The sequence below is a fragment of the Pseudoalteromonas sp. H71 genome, from assembly GCF_001468485.1.
In the GTDB taxonomy this organism is placed as follows: Bacteria; Pseudomonadota; Gammaproteobacteria; order Enterobacterales; family Alteromonadaceae; genus Pseudoalteromonas.
Map to the genome: position 1 here is coordinate 1 of NZ_LODI01000048.1, position 4,373 is coordinate 4,373.

A 4,373-nucleotide genomic window follows, 5' to 3' on the forward strand; every position below is an offset into this window, starting at 1 on the left:
TTGATTTAGTTTCTCAATTAACGAGAATTGTTCAGGGAGTCGGACATCAAGAGAGCGGTAGCCTTTTTTAATATATCCTTTTCTAATTCAATGCGTTGGATTTGCTTTTTAAGTTCGCGGATTTCAATTTGTTCGGGCGTCATTGGCGAAGCAGATGGTGTCTGGCCACTCCGCTCTTGCTTTAATTGAGTAACCCACTTACTGACGGTTGATTTACCCACCCCCATCGCTTTGGCTGCTTCTTCTTGAGTATAACTTTGGTCAACTACAAGCTGAGCTGTTTCTAATTTGATTGCCGCAGAATACGTTGCGCGTTTTAATTTCGTCATTTTTTCACCCAAATTTGTATGCAAAGAGCATAACATTTCTTTCTTAATGGGTGGCCAAATTAACTATGCCACTACAGTCATAAGATAGAACTAACTCTATAGCTTGTGAGCAGGCGTTTTCTTGAAACTCTACACTTTGCTTTGTAGTTGCTTGTTGGTGCTTAAAAGAGTTGTGAATTTGTTGATACGTTGATTTATCAATCACCCCTTGTATATATAAACCAGCACCAACCATGCGTATTGCATATCCGTATGCCATCTTTATTAAATCGTCATTAATAGGCTTGTTTTTAGCAACAGCTACTAACTCATCGTGAGCGTTTAAAAAACATCCAAGTTTTGACACATCTTGTTTATTAACTAAATCAATTAGTCGCTTTGGCCTTTCAGCTTTTTTTACCCCATATCTCTCTTGCAGAATATCATCGAGAGAAAGCTTAGGTTGCTTACTATCTTCCTTCTTTTTTTCAAATAGTTCATCTAACGTTTCTGGTACCTTGGATACTAAAATACATGTTCCAGAAAAGTTTTTATTACGCAAAAAAATAATTGTATAGTTTATATTTTCATAATCCATATTAAACGAATGTGGTTCAGACATAGCGCTAACCCCGGATGCACTTGTAGTTACTCCGCCGCCCATAGCTTTGGAAAATGCCCTTGCGTCAGCAAATGTTATATTTGCTTCATTATATTTCTGCCCTGTAATTATCATTTTAACTATTTCTTCGATTATAATTTTATTTCGCCTTTTCTTTTTTGTAGCAAATAAATATATGGCATATAAAACTGCCACAACCCAAAAAGGCGGAAAAGCTAATGAAACTAAAGTTAAAATAATTAAGATGAACATAATCTTCCTTAATTTTATTCTGGTTTATTTAAACATCTACTTCTAAAGATGAGTAGAAAATGTATCGTAGTTGTCAGCTTTAACAAACTTAGCTGGGTTATCTAGCTCTTCACCATTAACGTCTTTACTTAAGGCTTTAAAGTGCTCGATGCCGCAGTTAATCTTAGCTTGCTCAGATGCTCTAATATCGTCAGAGAATATGCTTGATTTAGTTTCCACAACAAAATAAAGCTGTTCACCCTGACCATCATCTTTATCAATTAATACTGCCCAATCTGGGTTGTAACTACCAAGTGGCGTATCAATCTTAAACCAAGCGGGTAGCTTGGCATAAAGCTTAACGTCTTCAGCACCTTCAAGTTTTTCTGCGAATAGTTTTTCAGTATCAGAGTCACAAACAACATAGTCATAAACTGATTTTTCAGCTTCAACCATATCCTTTAGATAACCCGTTAACTCTTCTTCTTGGAAAAGCTCTTGAGCATAATATTCATCATCACCAATACGTTGATAGCTGATGCCATCAACAATCGCTAAACGCATTTGTTTTTTTATTACTTCACCAGCTAGTTCAATGAACTTTTGTGGGTTGTTTTTAAATGCTTCTAACTTATCTTCAATACCTAATAAAATATCGATTATTGTTTGGCGTGTTAAATTAGACTGCTCAGCTAAATAGGTAACAATATCAGGAAGTTTAAAGTTACGATTACGATAATATTGAATCTTCGTTTTTTCATCGTAAGCTTCTAGTTCTGCTTCAGTTACAGCTACTTTTACTTTTTTGTATTCAAATTTAGCGCTGGCAACTGCCACATTAGCTCTAATTTCTTTAATACAATTTTCAATAAGCACTGCTTGGCTAAATTTAACTCGATAAGTTGTTTTGTATTTTATTTTGTCCCACAAGGCTTTAAAGTCAGAACCTAAAACAATTTGCTTACCGTCATGATCTTCAGTCAACTTAGCTGTTTTCTTTTCTTCATGCTTTTTGATGCTTAAGCCTTTAGCAACTTTAGTCAATGTCGCTACAATGGCTTCAGAATAAGGCTTTGCTGATTCAGGTAGATTAACATTCCCTGTTTCAATATCTGCTTTTAATGCATCTTGAATCTTGCCCTTTTTATCAATATAGCCATGATCCAATAAGTGGTTATAGATCTCTTCAGACTTACTAGCACCTAAAAACTCTTTTTCACCATGCTCACCTGAGACAGGAATATTGGAAAACTGATGAGAAACTACTGNACCGAACTTTATCCCTTCTTCTTTTTCAATTTCATCTTGAAGTGTTTTAACCCATTGTTCATAAGACTCATTTGCCATAACGGTCAGGGTATTAACTTCAAAACCATAAGGTACACGTTCACCTGACTGATCTACTGCTAGGCGTAAACCACGACCAATTTCTTGTCGCTTTTTATTTTCAGAAATAGTTTCATTTAACGTACAGATTTGAAACACGTTAGGATTATCCCAGCCTTCTTTAAGCGCTGAATGACTGAAGATAAAGCGTAACTTTCTATCAAGTGAAAGTAACTTCTCTTTATCTCTCATTATTAGATTGTATGCAGATTCATCAGCAGCAGTTTTACCACCTTCACCTTTAGTTATTTTAGAATCAGCGAAAAGTGGATTACCTGAGGCATCTTTTTTCTTGTCTTGTGCAAAGTAACCATCATGTACTTCACTAGCAAGCTCTTTGAGTGCCTGGTCATTTACAACATAGCGTTGTCCATCCTGATCCCAAATATCTGGATATAAAATACGATATTTAGGTTTTTTAACTAACTTAGTGAACTCTTCTTCAAACCAAACTGCAAACTTACCCGCTACTGGCACGCCGCCTTCGGCATAACCACGATAGTTAGCGACTTTATCAATGAAGAATAAGCTTAATACCTTAATGCCTTTTTCACTGAGTAGTTGTGCATGCTCTTTTTGCTCAGCTCCAGTTGTTATTTTATGATAAAACTTAAGTTCTTTTTCTAGGTGCTCTTCAATGGTTTTAGCTACTTGAATACGCTTAAACGCATCTTGGTCAACTTCGCCAATAGCTTGTCCAACATAAATAATATGCTCGCCATTGTTGATATCAATATATGAATTACCTTCCTCACAATAGATTTCATCAATCACTAAACCTTCATAAACACTGCGACCACCTGATAACTGAAATAAATCATTCACATTGCCATCTTTAATAGTGATTTGTTTACCCGCTTGCAGCTTACCTTGCTTAGTTTGAGCATCTATTTCTATCTTTGCTGAGATGGGTGATTTCTTATTATCAACACTAATAAGTTTAATATAAGCTTGGTTGTTACCATCTTTAACATCTAATGAAGCAACTTCAATTTGTTTAACTAATTTGCGCTCATAAGCATCGATAGAATCAAGCTTATAAAGCATATTATGGGTTTCAGTTAAGGTTGCAGAATAGCGGAAAGTACATAACGGATTTAAGCTCGCTATTGCTTTTTTACGATTCGCAGTAGACGCCACTGATTGCGGTTCATCAATTAATACAACGGGATTAGTTGCTTTAATAAACTCAATCGGCTTCATACCGTTTAAACGGTCATCTGTACGGTGTATTAAGTTAGCTTTTGTTTCTTTGCTAGGATCTGTGAATGATTTACTAAAGGCATCAATGTTTATCACCATGATTTGAATATAATCATTGGTCGCAAAATTACGTACTTGTTCACGCTTTGATGAATCATAAACAAAGTAGTCATACTGAACATTTTTGTAGTCTTTTCTGAAATGTTCTTCGGTGATTTGTAGTGACTTATAAACACCTTCTTTAATGGCGACTGAAGGCACAACAATAATGAATTTTGTTAACCCGTAGCGCTGATTTAGCTCAAAAGCACTTTTTAAGTAAACGTAGGTTTTACCTGTACCCGTTTCCATTTCAATAGAAAAATCTAAACTTGGTAATGCCTGCTTCGCATTTTCAGTTTGCTCTAAACCACTAAGCAGTTGAACATTTCGGGTATTTTCATATATTTCTTCTGGCAACAAACTTAACGCATTAGCATGGCCAATATCGTTATTTTGAGCAAAGAAGTCCATTTGTTCATTGGTAAAAGCATTATCAGCAACGGTGAAGTTTGACTGAAATGACTCTTGCCCTTCAAATACACCAACAACTGCATTGATTGCTTCTTGCTGATGGGAGAGAT

Annotated in this window: 2 protein-coding genes and 2 pseudogenes; all 4 read right to left on the reverse strand. The window is 35.6% G+C overall.

Features of this window, described 5'->3' with window-relative positions:
* Positions 1 to 329, reverse strand: a pseudogene (locus tag ATS71_RS17795) (transposase); the annotation flags it as partial.
* Positions 330 to 372: 43 nt separating this feature from the next.
* Entirely contained in the window at positions 373 to 1,182 is an 810-nt protein-coding gene (locus ATS71_RS17800; protein ID WP_058405996.1) for a hypothetical protein, read from the reverse strand.
* Positions 1,183 to 1,224: 42 nt separating this feature from the next.
* Positions 1,225 to 1,725, reverse strand: a complete 501-nt coding sequence (locus ATS71_RS19275) for a restriction endonuclease (RefSeq protein ID WP_327078264.1) — start codon at positions 1,723 to 1,725, stop codon at positions 1,225 to 1,227.
* A gap of 705 nt (positions 1,726 to 2,430) precedes the next feature.
* Positions 2,431 to 4,263: pseudogene (locus ATS71_RS19280) on the reverse strand (DEAD/DEAH box helicase family protein); the annotation flags it as partial.
* Positions 4,264 to 4,373 lie beyond the last annotated feature (110 nt).

What these genes read in the sequence shown, in the direction of transcription:
- ATS71_RS17800 (WP_058405996.1), bottom strand. Translation starts at nt 1,182, where the DNA reads ATGTTCATCTTAATTATTTTAACTTTAGTTTCATTAGCTTTTCCGCCT.
- ATS71_RS19275 (WP_327078264.1), bottom strand. Translation starts at nt 1,725, where the DNA reads ATGCGTTTAGCGATTGTTGATGGCATCAGCTATCAACGTATTGGTGAT.